Origin of the sequence: Bradyrhizobium sp. F1.4.3 (assembly GCF_040548375.1) — a bacterium.
In the GTDB taxonomy this organism is placed as follows: domain Bacteria; phylum Pseudomonadota; class Alphaproteobacteria; order Rhizobiales; family Xanthobacteraceae; genus Bradyrhizobium.
This window is the reverse complement of record NZ_JBEPRN010000011.1, coordinates 196248-212768: the sequence shown is the minus strand read 5'-3', so window position 1 is coordinate 212768 and position 16521 is coordinate 196248. Positions and strand designations below refer to the sequence as shown.

Annotated in this window: 14 protein-coding genes and 2 pseudogenes; 11 read left to right on the top strand and 5 right to left on the bottom strand. The window is 62.8% G+C overall.

Annotated features, from left to right (window positions below):
- The first annotated feature begins 119 nt into the window (after window positions 1–119).
- The 7 genes from gap to ABIB73_RS25765 all read left to right on the top strand — a co-directional run bounded on the left by gap (window position 120) and on the right by ABIB73_RS25765 (window position 7534).
- A complete protein-coding gene (gap, locus tag ABIB73_RS25795) occupies window positions 120–1127 on the top strand; it encodes a type I glyceraldehyde-3-phosphate dehydrogenase (RefSeq protein ID WP_354228606.1) in 1008 nt (335 codons plus the stop codon).
- Window positions 1128–1270: 143 nt separating this feature from the next.
- A complete protein-coding gene (locus tag ABIB73_RS25790; RefSeq protein ID WP_354228604.1) occupies window positions 1271–2467 on the top strand; it encodes a phosphoglycerate kinase in 1197 nt (398 codons plus the stop codon).
- A 38-nt stretch (window positions 2468–2505) separates the two neighbouring features.
- The gene (gene fba / locus ABIB73_RS25785) at window positions 2506–3573 is read left to right on the top strand and encodes a class II fructose-bisphosphate aldolase (RefSeq protein WP_354228602.1); all 1068 of its coding nucleotides are present in this window, start codon (window positions 2506–2508) and stop codon (window positions 3571–3573) included.
- A 280-nt stretch (window positions 3574–3853) separates the two neighbouring features.
- Window positions 3854–4879: a class I fructose-bisphosphate aldolase gene (locus ABIB73_RS25780; RefSeq protein WP_354228601.1), complete on the top strand. Its 1026-nt coding sequence runs from the start codon at window positions 3854–3856 to the stop codon at window positions 4877–4879.
- A gap of 3 nt (window positions 4880–4882) precedes the next feature.
- The gene (locus ABIB73_RS25775) at window positions 4883–5551 is read left to right on the top strand and encodes a thiamine phosphate synthase (protein ID WP_354228599.1); all 669 of its coding nucleotides are present in this window, start codon (window positions 4883–4885) and stop codon (window positions 5549–5551) included.
- 8 nt (window positions 5552–5559) lie between these two features.
- Entirely contained in the window at window positions 5560–6636 is a 1077-nt protein-coding gene (locus ABIB73_RS25770) for a tetratricopeptide repeat protein (RefSeq protein ID WP_354228597.1), read from the top strand.
- Window positions 6637–6748: 112 nt separating this feature from the next.
- Window positions 6749–7534, top strand: a complete 786-nt coding sequence (locus ABIB73_RS25765; protein ID WP_354228595.1) for an inositol monophosphatase family protein — start codon at window positions 6749–6751, stop codon at window positions 7532–7534.
- A gap of 158 nt (window positions 7535–7692) precedes the next feature.
- Here ABIB73_RS25765 and ABIB73_RS25760 read toward each other — a convergent pair whose 3' ends face one another.
- Window positions 7693–7836: a hypothetical protein gene (locus ABIB73_RS25760; protein WP_354228593.1), complete on the bottom strand. Its 144-nt coding sequence runs from the start codon at window positions 7834–7836 to the stop codon at window positions 7693–7695.
- A gap of 317 nt (window positions 7837–8153) precedes the next feature.
- Here ABIB73_RS25760 and ABIB73_RS25755 point away from each other — a divergent pair, with 317 nt between their 5' ends.
- The 3 genes and pseudogenes from ABIB73_RS25755 to ABIB73_RS25745 all read left to right on the top strand — a co-directional run bounded on the left by ABIB73_RS25755 (window position 8154) and on the right by ABIB73_RS25745 (window position 10465).
- Window positions 8154–9599 carry a hypothetical protein gene (locus ABIB73_RS25755; RefSeq protein WP_354228591.1) on the top strand — a complete coding sequence of 482 codons (1446 nt, stop codon included), beginning with the start codon at window positions 8154–8156 and terminating at the stop codon, window positions 9597–9599.
- A 4-nt stretch (window positions 9600–9603) separates the two neighbouring features.
- A pseudogene (locus ABIB73_RS25750) lies at window positions 9604–9708 on the top strand (inositol monophosphatase); the annotation flags it as partial.
- 43 nt (window positions 9709–9751) lie between these two features.
- The gene (locus tag ABIB73_RS25745) at window positions 9752–10465 is read left to right on the top strand and encodes a hypothetical protein (protein WP_354228589.1); all 714 of its coding nucleotides are present in this window, start codon (window positions 9752–9754) and stop codon (window positions 10463–10465) included.
- Window positions 10466–10641: 176 nt separating this feature from the next.
- Here ABIB73_RS25745 and ABIB73_RS25740 read toward each other — a convergent pair whose 3' ends face one another.
- The gene (locus ABIB73_RS25740; RefSeq protein WP_354228587.1) at window positions 10642–13794 is read right to left on the bottom strand and encodes a multidrug efflux RND transporter permease subunit; all 3153 of its coding nucleotides are present in this window, start codon (window positions 13792–13794) and stop codon (window positions 10642–10644) included.
- A gap of 6 nt (window positions 13795–13800) precedes the next feature.
- Complete coding sequence (locus ABIB73_RS25735; RefSeq protein ID WP_354228584.1) at window positions 13801–14994, bottom strand: efflux RND transporter periplasmic adaptor subunit; 1194 nt, start codon at window positions 14992–14994, stop codon at window positions 13801–13803.
- A 359-nt stretch (window positions 14995–15353) separates the two neighbouring features.
- On the opposite strand from ABIB73_RS25735, the gene ABIB73_RS25730 reads away from it, so the two are divergent.
- The gene (locus tag ABIB73_RS25730) at window positions 15354–15755 is read left to right on the top strand and encodes a response regulator (protein WP_354228582.1); all 402 of its coding nucleotides are present in this window, start codon (window positions 15354–15356) and stop codon (window positions 15753–15755) included.
- Between the two features lie 148 nt (window positions 15756–15903).
- Here the strand turns inward: ABIB73_RS25730 and ABIB73_RS25725 are convergent, their stop codons facing one another.
- Both ABIB73_RS25725 and ABIB73_RS37640 read right to left on the bottom strand, forming a co-directional pair.
- The gene (locus ABIB73_RS25725) at window positions 15904–16128 is read right to left on the bottom strand and encodes a hypothetical protein (protein WP_354228635.1); all 225 of its coding nucleotides are present in this window, start codon (window positions 16126–16128) and stop codon (window positions 15904–15906) included.
- Between the two features lie 254 nt (window positions 16129–16382).
- Window positions 16383–16469 (bottom strand): annotated as a pseudogene (locus tag ABIB73_RS37640) (DUF1295 domain-containing protein); the annotation flags it as partial.
- Between the last annotated feature and the right edge of the window lie 52 nt (window positions 16470–16521).

The following is a 16521-nucleotide window of genomic DNA, read 5'->3' as shown; positions in this document are numbered from 1 at the left end:
CCGCCCGGCCGAACCGGGCGTCCGCCCTAAAAAAACCCTCGCAGGCGCGCCAAGCGCGTTGTGCGGGATGACAGATGTCATTGAACACGCGTCATTGAACGGTCATAAGGAGATGAAACATGGCAGTCCGCGTTGGAATCAACGGTTTTGGCCGCATCGGCCGCAACGTCCTGCGGGCGATCGCAGAGTCCGGTCGCAAGGATATCGAAGTCGTCGGCATCAACGACCTCGGCCCGGTTGAGACCAACGCCCATCTGCTCCGCTTCGACAGCGTCCATGGCCGCTTCCCCGGCACCGTCACCATTGACGGTGACTCGATCAGCCTCGGCAGCAACAAGATCAAGGTGACCGCCGAGCGCGATCCCTCGAAGCTGCCGTGGAAGGAACTCGGCGTCGACATCGCGCTGGAATGCACCGGCATCTTCACCGCGAAGGACAAGGCCTCCGCGCATCTGACCGCCGGCGCCAAGCGCGTGCTGGTCTCGGCGCCTGCCGACGGCGCCGACGCGACCATCGTCTACGGCGTCAACCACGACGTGCTGACCAAGGAGCATCTGGTCGTCTCCAACGGTTCCTGCACCACCAACTGCCTCGCGCCGGTGGCCAAGGTTCTGAACGAGACCGTCGGCATCGAGACCGGTTTCATGACGACGATCCACGCCTACACCGGCGACCAGCCGACGCTCGACACCCTGCACAAGGATCTCTATCGCGGCCGCGCGGCGGCGATGTCGATGATCCCGACCTCGACCGGTGCGGCCAAGGCGATCGGCCTGGTGCTGCCGGAGTTGAAAGGCAAGCTCGACGGCGTTTCGATCCGCGTGCCGACGCCGAACGTCTCGGTGATCGATCTCAAGATCGTCGCCAAGCGCGCGACCGAGGCCAAGGAAATCAACGAGGCGATGAAGCGCGCCTCCGAGCAGCAGCTCAAGGGCATCCTCGGCTTCACCACGGCACCGAACGTCTCGATCGACTTCAACCACGACCCGCATTCGGCCACCTTCCACATGGACCAGACCAAGGTGCAGAACGGCACGCTGGTGCGGGTGATGGCCTGGTACGACAACGAATGGGGTTTCTCGAACCGCATGGCGGACACCGCCGTTGCGATGGCGAAGGTGATCTGAGCTCAAGGTCTCGTGTCCCGGACGCGGCGCAGCGTGTCTTCACGGTGCGCCGCAGAGCCGGGACCCATGTCTCATCCGCGTAGGTCCCGGTTCGGCACAGCGGCACTTCGCGCCGCAGTGCGCCCGGGACAAGAGAGTGTCCGATGGCAAACAAGTTTCGCACCCTCGACGACGTCGATGTGAAGGGCAAGCGCGTGCTGCTGCGCGTCGACCTCAACGTGCCCATGGACAATGGGCGCGTCAGTGACGCGACGAGGCTCGAGCGCGTCGCGCCGACCATCACTGAAATCTCGGACAAGGGCGGCAAGGTCATCCTGCTCGCTCATTTCGGCCGGCCCAAGGGCCGCGACTCCAAGGAGTCGCTCAAGCCCGTTGCCGAAGCGCTGTCGAAGGTCGTGAACAAGCCCGTCGCCTTCGCCGACGACTGCGTCGGCGAGCCTGCGGCCACGGCGGTGGCCGCACTGAAGGATGGCGACATCCTGTGTCTTGAAAACACCCGCTTCCATAAGGAAGAAGAAAAGAACGATCCCGCCTTCGTCGCGGAATTGGCAAAACTCGGCGACATCTGGGTCAATGACGCGTTCTCGGCCGCGCACCGCGCCCACGCCTCGACCGAGGGCCTGGGTCACAAGCTGCCGGCCTATGCCGGCCGCACCATGCAGGCCGAGCTCGTCGCGCTGGAGAAGGCGCTGGGTTCACCGACCAAGCCGGTCATCGCGATCATCGGCGGCGCCAAGGTCTCGACCAAGATCGACCTGCTGGAAAACCTCGTCAACAAGGTCGATGCGCTGGTGATCGGTGGCGGCATGGCCAACACCTTCCTGCACGCCCAGGGCGTCGGCGTCGGCAAGTCGCTGGCCGAGAAGGATCTCGCCGCGACCGCGCTGCGCATCATGGAGAAGGCCGAGGCGGCGAACTGCGCGATCATTCTGCCGGTGGACGCCACCGTCGCCTATCACTTCGCGGCGAACGCGCCGTCGCACGCCTACGGCCTCGATGCGATCCCGGCCGAGGGCATGATCCTCGACGTCGGCCCGCAGTCGATCGCCCGCATCCACGCCGCGATCGACGATGCCGCCACGCTGGTCTGGAACGGACCGCTCGGCGCCTTCGAAATGCAGCCGTTCGATCGCGGCACGGTCGCGGCCGCCAAGCATGCCGCCGAGCGCACCAAGGCCAAGAAGCTGATCTCGATCGCGGGCGGCGGCGACACCGTCGCGGCCCTCAACCAGGCCCATGTGGCCGCTCAGTTCACCTATGTCTCGACCGCCGGTGGCGCATTTCTTGAATGGATGGAAGGCAAGCCCCTGCCCGGCGTCGAGGTTTTGCGCACCAAGTAACTAGCGGCCGAACTGGCCCAAACGGGAGAAAGATACAGATGGCTCGGATCACGTTGCGTCAATTGCTGGACCATGCGGCGGAGCATGATTACGGCGTCCCGGCCTTCAATATCAATAACATGGAGCAGGCGCTGGCGATCATGGACGCGGCCAACACGGTCGACGCGCCCGTCATCATCCAGGCCTCGCGCGGTGCGCGCTCCTACGCCAATGACATCATGCTCAAGCACATGATGGACGCGGTCACCGAGATCTATCCGCACATCCCGGTCTGCGTGCATCTCGACCACGGCAACGAGGCCGCGACCTGCATGACCGCGATCCAGGCTGGTTTCACCTCGGTGATGATGGACGGCTCGCTCAAGGCCGACGGCAAGAGCCCGGCCGACTGGGCCTATAATGTCGGCGTCACCAAGACCGTGACCGACATGGCCCATCTCGGTGGCATCTCGGTCGAGGGTGAGCTCGGCGTGCTCGGCTCGCTCGAAACCGGCATGGGCGACAAGGAAGACGGCCACGGTGCCGAGGGCAAGCTAAGCCACGACCAGCTGCTGACCAATCCGGACGAGGCCGTGAAGTTCGTCCAGGAGACCCAGGTCGACGCGCTCGCGATCGCGATGGGGACTTCTCACGGTGCTTACAAATTTACCCGCAAGCCGGACGGCGACATCCTCGCCATGAACGTGATCGAGGAGATCCACCGCAAGCTGCCGAACACGCATCTGGTGATGCACGGCTCCTCGTCGGTGCCGCAGGACCTCCAGGACATCATCAACGAGTTCGGCGGCAAGATGAAGCCGACCTGGGGCGTTCCGGTCGCCGAGATCCAGCGCGGCATCAAGAACGGCGTGCGCAAGATCAACATCGACACCGACAACCGCATGGCCATGACCGGCCAGATCCGCAAGGTGTTCAAGGAGCACCCGGAAGAGTTCGACCCGCGCAAGTACCTGAAGCCCGCCATGGAAGCGATGACCAGGCTGTGCAAGCAACGGCTCCAGGAGTTCAACACCGCGGGCCAGGCCTCCAAATTCAAGAAGGTCCTGACCCCGGCCGACATGGCCAAGCGCTACGCCAAGGGCGAGCTCGCCCCCCGCGTCGTGTAGCGATCGCGCGGTGGCGTAAGGCCCTCAAGCACCCTCCCGCCATTCCGGGGCGCCGCAAAGCGGCGAGCTATGATGCGCAATTGCGCATCTGAGAATCCATAACCGCAGCCTGGGGTTATGGATTCCGGGTCTGCGCCTTCCGGCGCATCCCGGAATGACGATCTTCTTTGTGGCACTCCCACCCCCTCCTTGCCCCCTGCGACGAACGTTAACTCGGCAATTGCCCGAGAACGGTCTATTTTCACAGGCAAGGGCAGAATCGTTTTGGGAGGACCTCTCGATGAATCTGACTGAGCTCAACAGGATCGCAACCGCCATGGTCGCACCCGGCAGGGGCATCCTTGCCGCCGACGAATCCTCCGGCACCATCAAGAGGCGCTTTGACGCGATCGGCGTGGAATCGACGGAATCAAGCCGCCGCGACTATCGCGAGATGCTGTTCCGCTCCAGGGAGGCCATGAGCCGGTACATCTCCGGCGTGATCCTCTATGACGAGACGATCTGGCAGGACGCGAAGGACGGCACGCCGCTGGTCAAGCTGATCGAGAGTAGCGGCGCCATTCCCGGCATCAAGGTCGACGAAGGCACGCAAGCCTTGCCGATGTGCCCGGGCGAGCTCGTCACCGTCGGGCTCGACAAGCTCGCCGAGCGGCTGAAGAATTACTACGAGCGCGGCGCCCGCTTCGCCAAATGGCGCGCGGTGATCGACATCGGCAGTGGTATTCCCTCGATGACCTCAATCAGCGTCAACGCCCATGCGCTGGCGCGCTATGCCGCGCTGTGTCAGGCCGCGCAGATCGTGCCGATCGTCGAGCCGGAGGTGCTGATGGACGGCGATCACGACATCGACCGCTGCTATGAGGTGACGGGCCGCGTGCTCAACAAGACGTTTCAGGAATTGCGCGTGCAGCGCGTCGCGCTCGAGGGCATGGTGCTGAAGCCGAACATGGCGATCTCAGGCAAGAAGTGCGCGAAGCAGGCCTCCGTCGAGGAAGTCGCGGAGAAGACCGTGCGGCTGTTGAAAGCCTGCGTGCCGGCGGCGGTGCCCGGCATCGCCTTCCTCTCCGGCGGCCAGTCCGACGAAGAGGCGACCGCGCATCTCAACGCCATGCACAAGCTCGGCGCGCTGCCATGGGGCCTGACCTTCTCCTATGGCCGAGCGCTGCAGGCCGCGCCGCAGAAGGCCTGGTCCGGCAAGGCCGAGAACGTCGCAACCGGACAAAACGCATTCAGTCATCGCGCCCGGATGAACGGCCTCGCCTCCAAAGGCGAATGGCAAAGCAGCCTGGAAAAGAAGGCAGCCTAGATCTTGTCGAACAAATCGCCTCCACCGCGCCCGGCGCCGCGCCTCTATCTCGCGACGCCGCTCGTCGACGATCCCGCTTCGCTCGTCGCCGAGCTGCCGGCCCTGCTCGCCGCTGCCGATGTCGCGGCCGTGCTGGTCCGCCTGAACGAGACTGACCAGCGCACCATGATCTCGCGGATCAAGGCGCTGGCACCGGTGGTGCAGAATGCCGGCGCAGCGCTGCTGGTCGACGGCCATCCGGAGCTGGTCGCACGCGGCGGCGCCGACGGCGCGCACCTCACCGGCATCGCCGCGCTGGAAGAGGCGGCGCCCTCGCTCAAGCCCGACCGCATCGCCGGAATTGGCGGGCTTGAGACACGACACGAATCCATGAACGCGGGTGAGATGGGCGCAGACTACGTGCTGTTCGGCGAGCCCGACGCAAAGGGCGAGCGGCCGTCGTCCCAGGCGATCGCCGAGCGGCTGGACTGGTGGGCCGAGCTGTTCGAGCCGCCCTGTGTCGGCTTTGCCACCACGTTCGAGGAGGCCCATGAGTTTGCCGCCAGCGGCGCCGATTTCGTGCTGGTCGGCGATCTCGTCTGGACCGACCCGCGCGGAGCCAAGGCCGCGCTGATCGAGGCGGACGCTGCCATCAAGAAGGCTCACGCGGCGCTTGCCGTGGGCCAAAGCTAGCGCCCGCGATGAAGTTTCCGCGCATCACCCTTCTGGCCACACTGCTCTTGACGGCGCCCGCGGCGGCACAGCTCCAGATCACACCACCGGCTGCGACGCCGAGCCCGTCGACCGAAAAGGCCAAGGCAAAGCCTGCAACCAAGCCGCACACGATCACCAAGAAAAAGGAAGCTGCACCGGCGCCGAAGCCATCGGCCTCGCCGAGCACGGCGCTGCCTGCGACCGTGATCCCCGCGCCCCCGACCGACAATTCCAACGTCGACCTGGTGTTCGGCGCCTATCAGCGCGGCCAGTACAAGACCGCCTTCGATCTCGCCAGTGCTCGCGCCAAGACCGGCGATGCCAAGGCCATGACCATGCTGGGCGAGCTCTATTCCAACGCCATGGGCATCCGGCGCGACTACGCCAAGGCGGTCGAGTGGTACAAGCGCGCTTCTGATGCCGGCGATCGCGAGGCGATGTTCGCACTCGCCATGATGCGCATGGCCGGCCGCGGCAGCCCGATCGACAAGGGCGACGCCGTCAAGCTGATGGCCTCCGCCGCCAAGCTCGGCGAGCCCAAGGCCGCCTATAACCTGGCTTTGCTTTATCTGGACGGCCAGACCTTGCCGCAGGACATCAAGCGTTCCGCCGAGCTGCTGCGCCAGGCTGCCGATGCCGGCCTGCCCGAAGCCCAATACGCGCTCGCGACCTTCTACAAGGAGGGCACGGGCGTGCCGAAGGACCTCGACAAGGCGGTGCGGCTGCTCCAGGCCGCCTCGCTGGCCGACAATGTCGATGCCGAGGTCGAATATGCCATCGCCATGTTCAACGGAACCGGCACGTCGAAAAACCAGCCGGCGGCTGTGGCGTTGCTCCGCAAGGCGTCCCGCCAGAACAGCGCGATCGCACAGAACCGGCTGGCCTGGGTCCTGATCAACGGCATGGGTACGCCCGTGGACAAGGTCGAGGGGTTCAAGTGGCACCTGGTGGCAAAAACCTCCGGCAAGGGCGATCCGGAGCTCGACAAGCAGCTGGCCGATCTGCCCGCTGAGGACCGCGCCAAGGCGGAGGCCGCCGCCAAGAAATGGCTCGGGACCAAATGACCTGACGCCAAATGGCTTGAAGCAATGACTTGACGTTTGGCCCCTCGCGGGGCACCCAATCCCCTCAAATGGCGCGGTTTTGCGCCCCTTCCCCCCATCAAGACCAGAGCTCATGCTGTATTCCGCCACTATCAACGTCATGGTCAAGGCGGCGCGCCGCGCCGGCCGCAGCCTCAAGCGCGATCTCGGCGAGATCGAGCATCTCCAGGTCTCGCTGAAGGGGCCGGCGAATTTCGTCTCGCTCGCCGACAAGCGCGCCGAAGAGATCCTCTACCAGGACCTCGCCAAGGCGCGGCCCGGCTACGGCTTCATCGGCGAGGAAGGCGGTACGCGGGAAGGCTCCGACAAGAGCCACACCTGGATCGTCGATCCGCTCGACGGCACCACCAACTTCCTGCACGGCATCCCGCAATTCGCGATCTCGATCGGGCTGTCGCGCGAGGGCACGATCATCGCGGGCGTGATCTACAACCCTGCCAATGACGAGCTCTACATCGCCGAGCGCGGCAAGGGCGCCTTCCTCAACGACCAGCGCCTGCGCGTGGCCGGCCGCCGCCAGCTCAACGAATGCGTGGTGGCCTGTGGCCTGCCCCATATCGGCCGCGGCGACCACGAGGAATTCCGTCGCGAGATGACCGCGATCCAGGACCGCGTCGCAGGCCTCCGCCGCTTCGGCGCCGCCTCCCTCGACCTCGCCTTCATCGCCGCCGGCCGCCTCGACGGCTACTGGGAACGCAATTTGCAATCCTGGGACGTCGCAGCAGGCCTGATCATGGTGCGCGAAGCGGGCGGCACGGTGAGCGACATCGACACCCCGGGCGACCCGGTGGTGACGGGGCATGTCGTGTGCGGGAACGAGTTCGTGCACGGGGAGCTGGTGAAGGTGTTGAGGAAGTAGGCCGCTAAGCGCCCTTCTCTCCACGTTGTCATTCCGGGGCGCGTCTCTTGGCGCGAGCCCGGAATCCATTCATCGACAGCGATAGTCGCGCGATGGATTCTCAGATGCGCAATTGCGCATCATAGTTCGCGCGTCGCGCGCCCCGGAATGACGAGCGACTAAGTCGGCCGCGCCGGTGCCGGCGGCCCATACGCCTCGCCCTCCATCCCCGCAGCCTTCTCCCGGTCCCCCGCCAGCACGCGCTGCACCGAGACGAAGAACACCGGCACCATCAGCAGTGCGAGGATAGCCAAGGCGGTCATGCCGCTCGGGCAAACGATTGCCGACTGGCGCCGGACGATCGCCATCTACCAAGCTCGCGGCGAGGCCCCCCCTAGCGGGGAGCCGTCAAAAACTTCTCCTAAAGAGAACAGCGGTCGAGTAGTGCCTTTTGCTCTTTGCAATAGCACGGGGAGGTTGTATCTTGGTGCATTGTTGAAAGGAGTTTTTCCCATGTGGAGATGTATTGCGAGAGCATTTTTTGTCTTATCGATTTGTAGCTTTGTCGTCTCTCTCTCCTGCATTGCGACACGCGACTGCTTAGCAAATCCGTGTCCCAACAACAGGTGTCAGTAGAGCTATGGACGCCGACGTTGTCGTCTTGACCCTGCTGAACGGGGCAGTTGCAGCACTATTTGGATGGTATTCGAGTTATTCCTTTTCAAAACAGTCAAACGCCCGGGCGCCAGAAGTAACCGCCAGCTTCTTTCGACTGAACGACTACGTCAGATCGAGAACATTGGACTCTTACAGAAAAGCGTTTTCCCTACTGATTGCACTCGGGGTATTTGGCCCTTTGGAGGTACTTGCTTTTTCACCTCACATAACAGTTGCGACCAACACCTACCTCTTGAAGAGGCTGACGGAGCTTGTCGGCACTGGCAATTCTGGATTCATAACAACGCTCAATGGCGCGCTCCCCCAGTTTGCGCTTCCGTTTGTGACAGGAATCGCAGGCTTATGCCTTCTTTTCCCTCAGGTGAAGTTCTGCCTCTCGAAATGTCGAGATGCCATACAGAGAATGGTTGACTTCAAGGGGAATGCTCAGAGGCTCGTCGACGAGGTGCACGTTCAACTCTCGTCTCTATCTCAGCGCGAAATCGAAAAGAAACTAGAGCAAAGTTTCAATAGGAGGCTGGCGCCGCGTCCTCGGGAACTGTCTGGTGACGAGCAATACCTGACAAAATATCAACTCTTATATTACGCTAGCCTTAAAGCTCCGACGATCGGGTTAGACCGTTCGCTGAACCACATCCTTAACCTCTTCGAGGTGGAATATCGTGTCCACAGCAAGATACAGTTTTTCGACTTCAACCAAGTTACCATTGGAATAGTCCTTTATAGCATCTTCGCCTGGCTCTACATTTCCTACGTTCCACATTGTACGTTTGTCGCAACCCTTCTTGACCCTCATCTTACTGTGCCCGTTACGTGGCCGACAGACGTGAAGTATTCGCTGACCATAGAGGTCATCAGCTATTCGCTTCAGATTGCTGCCACGCTAGTGTATGGACTTGCCTTCTACGAGTTAAACCATCTTGATGAAACGAGTGGCGAGGCGAGAAAGCGTCTAATTCGCCGTACTGTAGCAGCCCAACTCATTATGGGTATTTTTGTTGGCCTAGCTTTTCATCTAATTACCGTCTGGCGCGCGAAATCGGGAGATTCTCCACCTGCGCGCCCTTTCGAATACCTAGATCCCGGACTGCTGTTTCAAGCCGTGTTCCCTAGCGTGATATCGCCGGCCCTGTTGAGCCTTTGGGCATACTTTTCAGGCACGCGGATCCCAAAGGTCATCGTAGCAATTGCAATGATGTTATTGGGCGGCGCGTTGCTTGCCTTCAATCAATTCACTTATGAATTAAATCATCCCGCAGATGTGCCGGGTGAATACTACATGCATGAGTTCGTTATGGGATTCTCGCTCGTACTAGTATGCTTGTTAATTCGCCGCCTAGGAACTTGGTCGGGAGATATCAGTACCACTGCCCTGGAGGATGAGGCAGAAACCGCAATAGCGACGTAGACGTCTCGCGCGCGAACGCACCACAATCACCGGCGTGATCTACAACCCCACCAATGATGAGCTCTACATCGCCGGGCGCGGCAAGGGCGTCGTCTTGAGCGCTCCACGTAGCTGCCTCAAACCTGTTCTGACTTTCTGTAAGGGCTTATCAGATGTCATCGAAGGGAAAATCCTCCCAAATCAGGAACGGACTATCCCAGCTCATCAATGCGGTCCGCGACGCTGACGAGTGCTGGCCGGTCATCCGATCCTGGGGGATGGTTGAAGGCCACGACCGCGCCAATGCTATCGTAGCATCCGCATTACTCGAACAGTCCCTTGAGGACGCCATTCTGACACATCTAAGGCTGAGCCCGGTAGAAGCCCGCGCCCTCTTGTTTGCAGAGCAAGAGGGCGGAATTTCTACCTTCGCGATGAAAATCAAACTCGCTTACGCCATGGGCATAATCGAGGATTTTATCAGGAGCGAACTTACTAAGATCAAGAACATAAGGAATGTGTTCGCACACACGAGAGCGGACGTGACGTTTCAGACGCCAGAAATCGTGGATGCCTGCAATTCGCTCGCAATCCCCGAAGTGGTCGCATTCGGGGGCATCCTCGGCGCTGTGCCGGTATTCGCAAAACTGAAATACGCCCGGACGATCGAACTCATCTACCTATACCTAGCCTATGAGCTAGAGACCAACGGTCCCAACGCCGTCCTTTGGGAAAACTCTCGATACTACCGACAGATTTTCTTGAGAGAGATCACGCCCGAGGCTCTCGCGGAGGGACTCCTTCAGCCTAGTGAGCCATCGTCAGATACACAGACTGGGCTATCGACTCAAAGTCCTCAACCCGACGATTCCAGCTCCGCAGAATAGCGGCACCGGCCGCGACCATAGCCGGTGTCACTTCAATCGCGGAGCGCCGAAGCACTGCCCGCAGGTTCCGAACTAAAACAGTACCTGTGGCGTGCAGGATATAATTCCCTATTGCGCTTCGATCACGAGGGCCGCAGCGTGCTGGATGCCCGCCTTCGCGGGCATGACAGTATGCCTTACGGCTTCACCCGCGCCGGCGGGCCGTACGCCTCGCCTTCCTCCACCGCCTTCTCCCGGTCCCCCGCCAGCACGCGCTGCACCGAGACGAAGAACACCGGCACCATCAGCAGTGCGAGGATCACCACCGCGATCATGCCGCCCATCACGACGGTGCCGAGCGATTGCTGGCTGGCGCCGCCGGCGCCGTGCGCGATCGCCATCGGCAGCACGCCGCAGATGAAGGCAAGGCCGGTCATCAGGATCGGGCGGAAGCGCAGGCGGCAGGCCTCGATGGTCGCGTCCACCAGCGGCTTGCCTTCTTTCCGCAGGTCCTTGGCGAACTCGATGATCAGGATCGCGTCCTTTGCCGCAAGTCCGATGATGGTGATCAGGCCGACGGTGAAATAGACGTCGTTGGGAAGGCCCCGCAGCATCGCCGCGATCACGGCGCCGACGATGCCAAGCGGCACGGTGAGCAGCACCGCGAGCGGAATGGTCCAGCTCTCGTAGAGCGCGGCCAGACACAGGAACACCACGAACACCGACAATGCCAGCAGGAACGGCGCCTGCGAGCCCGACAGCTTCTCCTGGAGCGACTGCCCGGTCCATTCATAGCCGAAGCCACGCGGCAGCTTGCCGGCGAGCCGCTCCATCTCGGCGATGGCATCGCCCGAGGTGAAGCCGGGTTTTGCCTCGCCGGAGATGCGCACCGCCGGATAGTAGTTGAAGCCGGCGATCTGCGTCGGCCCGCGCGCCCATTCGATGGTGGCGAAGGAGGAGAACGGCACGAGTTGGCCGCGACTGTTCTTGACGTTGTAGTTGAGGATGTCCTCGGTCTTCATGCGGTCGCGGCTATCTGCTTGCACCACGACGCGCTGCATGCGGCCGCGGTTCGGGAAGTCGTTGATGTAGTTCGAGCCGAGATTGGTCGAGATCGTGTTGTTGATGTCCTCGAAGGTGACGCCGAAGGCGCCGGCCTTCTCGCGGTCGATCACGAGATTGACCACGCCCGCCTCGGGCAGGCCCTCGACATAGACCTTCTGGAGCACCGGGCTCGCATTGGCCTCGGCGATCAACTGGTCGGCGGCGCGCATCAGGGCCGGATAGCCCTTCTGGCCGCGGTCCTGGAGACGGAACGAGAAGCCTGAGGAGTTGCCGAGATTGTCGATCGGCGGCGGCTGCAGCGCGGAGATCTTGGCGTCGCGGATCGACGACGACAAATCGCGGTTGATGTCGGCGACAACAGCGGCGGCGGACTCCTTCGGCCCGCGCTCCGACCAGTCCTTCAGCGTGATGAAGGCCTGCGCGGTGTTCATGCCCTGGCCGGAGAAGCTGAAACCGGTGAGAAAGGTGACGCTGTCGACACCCGGCCGCTGCGCCAGATATTTTTCGACCTTCTCGATCACTGCCTCGGTGCGGCCGTAGGACGAATCCGATGGCGTCTGCACGTCGGTGGTGACAAAGCCCTGGTCGTCGACGGGCAGGAAGCCGCCGGGCAGGTTGATGAAGGCCCAGGACAGGCCGGCGAGCAACGCGACATAGACCAGCATCAGCCGTCCGGTACGCTTCAACGAGAAGCCGACGGTGCGGGAATAGCCCTCCTTGCCGCCTTCGAGCATGCGGTTGAACCAGCCGAACACGCCCTTCTTCGCATGGCCGTGGCCGGCGGCGACGGGCTTGAGCAAGGTCGCACACAGCGCCGGCGTCAGCGACAGCGCCAGGAAAGCGGAGAAGCCGATCGCGGCGACCATCGTGACGGAGAACTGGCGGTAGATGATGCCGACCGAGCCCGGGAAGAACGCCATCGGCACGAACACCGCCATCAGCACCAGCGTGATGCCGATGATGGCGCCGGTGATCTGCGACATCGCCTTCCGCGTCGCTTCCTTCGGCGGCAGGCCTTCCTCGGCCATGATGCGCTCGACGTTCTCGACCACGACGATGGCGTCGTCGACGAGGATGCCGACCGCGAGCACCATGCCGAACATCGAGAGCATGTTGATGGAGTAGCCAGCGAGCAGCAGCATGGTACAGGCGCCCAACAGCGCCACCGGCACCACGATGGTCGGAATGATGGTGTAGCGGATGTTCTGCAAGAAAAGGAACATCACCACGAACACCAGCACCACGGCTTCGACCAGCGTCGACAGCACCTTCTTGATCGAAGCCTCGACCACGGGCGTGATGTTGTAGGGGATCTCGTAGGAGATGTTGGCCGGGAAGAAGCGCGACAGCTCCTTCATCTTCTCTTCGACCGCGCTCGCGGTCGCCAGCGCGTTGCCGGTCGGCGACATCAGCACGGAAAGACCGGCGGTCGGCTTGCCGTCGAGGCGCGTGTTGAACTGGTAGCTGAGGCCACCGACCTCGATGCGCGCGACATCGCGCAGCCGCACGGTCGAGCCATCCGCGTTGGCGCGCAGGATGATGGCGCCGAATTCATCCGGCGAGGAGAGTTGGCCCTTGACCAGCACCAGCGCGGAGGTGCGCTGGCTGCCCGTCGACGGCTCGGCGCCGATGCTGCCCGAGGCGACCTGCGCGTTCTGCGCGGCGATCGCCTTGTTGACGTCGTCAGCCGTCATGCCATAGCCGACGAGCTTTGCCGGATCGACCCAGACGCGCAGACTTCGCTCGGTCGAATAGAGCGTGGCGCGACCGACGCCGGGGATGCGGCGGATCTCGCCGAGCACGTTGCGGATCATGAAGTCGCCGAGGCCAACTTCGTCGAGGCTGCCGTCGGTCGAGTTCAACGTGATGATCTGGAGCACCGCGCTGGATGCTTCCTCGATCAGGATGCCCTGCTGGATCACCGCGCGCGGCAGGCGCGCCTCGACGCGCTTGATGCGGTTCTGCACTTCGACGGAAGCCGCGCTGGTATCGGTGCCCGGCTGGAAATTGGCTGTTATCTCGACCTGGCCGAGCGAGTCGCTGGTCGATTCGAAGTTGAGGATGCCGGAGGCGCCGTTGAGCTCCTCCTCGATCAGCCGGGTGACGCTGTTGTAGAGGTTTTCGGGCGAGGCGCCGGGATAGCTGGTCGAGATCGAGATCGAGGGCGGCGCGATGATCGGATATTGTGCGACCGGCAGCAGCGGGATCGAGATCGCGCCGATCAAGCAGATGAACAGCGCGACGACCCAGGCGAAGATCGGCCTGTCAATGAAGAAGCTCGCCATGGCGCGTTACCGCGTGAGCTTCTGAGCGTGCCGGTTGTCGGCAGTCGCATCCGCCTCCGACCAGGATTGCGGCTTGACCTTGTCGCCGGCCGCGAACTTCTGGAAACCTTCGACCACGACCTTGTCGCCGGCCTTCAGACCGTCGGTGACGAACCAGATGCCGTCCTGCACCGAGCCGGTGCGCACCGGCTGCACCGCGATGCGGTTGTCGTCCTTGACGACGAACACCTCACTGCCGCCGCCGCCATTGCGCTGCACCGCCTGCTGCGGCACCGCGATCGCGTCGGAGTCCAGACCCTGGTCGAGCCGCACGCGGACATACATGCCCGGCAACAGCTCGCGCTTGGGATTGCGGAACTCACCGCGCAGCGTCACCTGCCCGGTATGGGCATCGACCTTGGCCTCGGAGAACAGCAGCTTGCCGTCGAGCGAATAGACGGTGTTGTCGTCGAGCACGAGGCGCACCTTGACGGCATCGGCCTCGATGCGATCGAGGTCGCCGTTCTCGAAGGCGCGGCGAAGCTGGTTGAGCTCATTCACCGACTGGGTGAAATCGGCGTAGATCGGATCGAGCTGTTGAATCGAGGCGAGATTGGTCTCGTTCTGCACTGCGAGCGCGCCTTCGCTGACCAGCGCCGCGCCGACGACGCCGTCGATCGGCGCGCGCACGGTGGCGTAGTCGAGATTGAGCTTTGCGCGTGCAAGGTCGGCCTTGCGTCCCTCCAACTCGGCCTGGGCCTGCCGCTCGGCGGCGATCGTCTTTTCGTTCTCGGCTTCGGGCGCAGCGCGTTGGCTGGTGAGCGTCGCGATGCGGCGCGCCTGCTGCTGCGCCTGCATCAAGGCGGCGTCGGCTTTGGCGAGCGCGGCGTCGTTGGCCATCACCTCGACCTCGAACGGACGCGGATCGATGCGGTAGAGCGGATCGCCCGCCTTCACCTCGCTGCCCTGGCGGAACAGCCGTTCGACGACGATGCCGGAGACACGCGGCCGCACCTCGGCGACACGCGTCGGTGATATCCGGCCGGGCAGCTCACGCACCACGGCGCGCGGCTGCGGCTTCACGGTAACGACGCTGACATCGGGCTCGAGGGCCTGCGCGGCCGAGACGGCAGAGCTGGATTCATCGCAGGCACCCAGCAGCGGCGCAAAGGCCGCGAGCATCATTGCAACGCATGCCGATCGCGCGCGAAATCCTGACATGAAGTGGGGTGCCCCGATGCTGTCGAAACTGATCACACGCCGCGCAAGCCTGTTCTGGGCAATTCTGCGCGGCTGATGCCATCAAAATAGAAGGAACTTGCTGCGATGCAACGCGTTGCGCAGGCGGCTCAATGTCACATGAGGTATCGCGCTGAGTTCAGGCCGCTTTTCTGGACTCACCGGATTGTGAGTCGGGTTCCATAGCCGCGTGCTGCGACAGAACATCACGGACCGATAATCAATCTGTTCGTGGCCGGGTGCGCCTTGGACGTAAGTACACTTTTGAACATTCTCTGGAACCGATGTTTTCCGGGTCACTTATCTCGCGAAGGACTGCACGCAGCCGGGGAGAACGTGAAGTGAGTGAGGCTGTCACGGTTCTGGTCGTCGAGGACGACCGGCTCGTTCAGGCTGTGATCGAAGAGGCTCTTTCGGATGGCGGTTTTCAACCAGTCGTCACGGGCTCGGGCGAAGAAGCGATCATGCTGCTTGAAGCCAACAACACCCTCTATCGAGCGATCGTCACCGACATCAATTTGGCCGGGAAGCGCGACGGATGGGAAGCGGCCCAACGCTCCCGAGAAATCGACCCCTTGATGCCCGTCATCTATATGACGGGCACGCACGCCGAAGACTGGGCTTCCAAGGGTGTCCCGAATAGCGTTCTGTTGACCAAGCCCTTCGCGCCAGCGCAGCTTGTGACGGCCCTTTCCAATCTGCTCAACACCAGTACCCCGCCGATCGCGCCGCCGTCATCCTGACATCTTGGGGGCGCCGCCGAACTCGGCCAACTTGGTATCGGTGATCAAGACCGACATCGGTCCATTTTATAACCCACCCGCTTGCGCGGCGCGAGACACCGCGCTGGCGATGATGCCACTCGCGGGGGCCTGCGGAACGGTAGCTAGCCTATCGCTTGGCAGGCGGACCACTTTTGTTGCCAGGCAATCCCTTGACATTCGCCGGATCCTGCTCCTGCACCGATTGGTTTTGAGACGCCGAGCCAACCGTGCCGGTACGAGCCGGCGGCCCGTTCTTGTTGCCGGGAGCGCCCGCAATTCCTGCCCCTGAGTTCTGCGCACTCGGAGCTGTTGCCGCGCTGCCGGACCCGGCGCGAGCAGGGCTACCCGGGATTTGAGCCGCTGACCCGGGCTTCTCCTGTTCGGAGACGTAACCCGATGCACCAGAGTTCTCAGTCTTGATGCCTTTGTCGGCCTCATTCTGGAGGTTGTGCGATGGCGAGGTCTGCTGCGCCATCGCCGGTGCCGTAAAGCCGGCCACCAATGCAATTGCCGCGAATGCGAGATGCCGCATGATGTTTCCTCCTCAGGGTCTCTGCCGATAACCACGGAGGAGCCCGACGTTTCCGATCACCGCCGGAATTCTTTGCCGGCCAGGCCAACCGCAAACGTCCAGATGGTGTCGACCCAACCGGAATTGCCGGTGCGTTGCTGCACCTCCCAGGCGAACGCCATCAGGATCGCGAGCGAGAGAAAAAAATCCAACCTATGCCGGTGGGAATGCCGA

Bases quoted from the DNA above. Each gene is read 5' to 3' on its own strand.
- gap (WP_354228606.1), top strand. From the start codon at position 120: ATGGCAGTCCGCGTTGGAATCAACGGTTTTGGCCGCATCGGCCGCAAC.
- ABIB73_RS25790 (WP_354228604.1), top strand. From the start codon at position 1,271: ATGGCAAACAAGTTTCGCACCCTCGACGACGTCGATGTGAAGGGCAAG.
- fba (WP_354228602.1), top strand. From the start codon at position 2,506: ATGGCTCGGATCACGTTGCGTCAATTGCTGGACCATGCGGCGGAGCAT.
- ABIB73_RS25780 (WP_354228601.1), top strand. From the start codon at position 3,854: ATGAATCTGACTGAGCTCAACAGGATCGCAACCGCCATGGTCGCACCC.
- ABIB73_RS25770 (WP_354228597.1), top strand. From the start codon at position 5,560: ATGAAGTTTCCGCGCATCACCCTTCTGGCCACACTGCTCTTGACGGCG.
- ABIB73_RS25765 (WP_354228595.1), top strand. From the start codon at position 6,749: ATGCTGTATTCCGCCACTATCAACGTCATGGTCAAGGCGGCGCGCCGC.
- ABIB73_RS25760 (WP_354228593.1), bottom strand. From the start codon at position 7,836: ATGACCGCCTTGGCTATCCTCGCACTGCTGATGGTGCCGGTGTTCTTC.
- ABIB73_RS25755 (WP_354228591.1), top strand. From the start codon at position 8,154: ATGGACGCCGACGTTGTCGTCTTGACCCTGCTGAACGGGGCAGTTGCA.
- ABIB73_RS25745 (WP_354228589.1), top strand. From the start codon at position 9,752: ATGTCATCGAAGGGAAAATCCTCCCAAATCAGGAACGGACTATCCCAG.
- ABIB73_RS25740 (WP_354228587.1), bottom strand. From the start codon at position 13,794: ATGGCGAGCTTCTTCATTGACAGGCCGATCTTCGCCTGGGTCGTCGCG.
- ABIB73_RS25735 (WP_354228584.1), bottom strand. From the start codon at position 14,994: ATGTCAGGATTTCGCGCGCGATCGGCATGCGTTGCAATGATGCTCGCG.